Below are 838 nucleotides of genomic sequence, written 5' to 3'. Positions count from 1 at the left end.
GGTGCTGTTGCAAAGTTGGGGCAGTAGAAAGACCGGCGTGAAATAATCAGAGCCATGGGCATCTTCTCCGGTCGGCATTTCCCCCGTGACATCATCCTGTGGGCGGTGCGGTGGTACTGCCGCTACGGGGTGAGCTACCGCGATCTCGAAGAAATGATGACCGAGCGGGGTGTGCCAGTCGATCACACCACGATCTACCGCTGGGTGCAGAAATACGCCCCTGAGCTGGATAAGCAGACTCGCTGGTACCGGCAGGTACCCGACTGGCAGGCCCGGTCCTGGCGGGTGGATGAGACCTATATCCGGGTCGGCGGCACGTGGTGCTATCTCTACCGGGCTATTACCGCCGGTGGGCAGACCCTGGACTTTTATCTCTCCCCGAAGCGCAATGTCGCGGCGGCCAAGCGTTTCCTGGCCAAGACGCTGCGATCGAATACGACAGCCGGGTCCCCGCGGGTCATCAACACCGACAAGGCACCAGCTCTGGCCAAGGCAATATCCGAGCTGAAGGCGGAGGGAATCTGCCCTCAGACGGTGGAGCACCGGCAGGTGAAATACCTGAACAACGTTATCGAGGGAGATCATGGCCGACTTAAAAGAATCCTGGGGCCGAAGGGAGCGTTCAAAAACCGAATTTCCGCCTACCGGACGTTGAAAGGGATGGAAGCGATGCATTCATTACGGAAAGGCCAGGGCACGATGTTTGCCTACGGGCACCCGAACCCAGACGCGGTGATCGTCAGCCGGATATTCGAGACAGCTTAAGCACCCCGGAGCAAGGACAACTGATGTCTTGAGGTTGGGCTTTTCGACCCTGGCCCAACTTTGCAACAGCACC

1 protein-coding gene is annotated in these 838 nt (G+C 58.9%); it reads left to right on the top strand.

Annotated features, from left to right (window positions below; genetic code table 11):
* Nucleotides 1-54 precede the first annotated feature (54 nt).
* Nucleotides 55-765, top strand: coding sequence for an IS6 family transposase (locus HMPREF2792_RS07900; protein ID WP_070532596.1), 711 nt, complete (start codon nucleotides 55-57; stop codon nucleotides 763-765).
* Nucleotides 766-838 lie beyond the last annotated feature (73 nt).

Origin of the sequence: Corynebacterium sp. HMSC068H04, assembly GCF_001811255.1 — a bacterium.
GTDB classification, from domain to species: domain Bacteria; phylum Actinomycetota; class Actinomycetes; order Mycobacteriales; family Mycobacteriaceae; genus Corynebacterium; species Corynebacterium hesseae.
The sequence above is the reverse complement of the archived record's forward strand: the minus strand, read 5'-3'. Positions and strand labels throughout refer to the sequence as shown.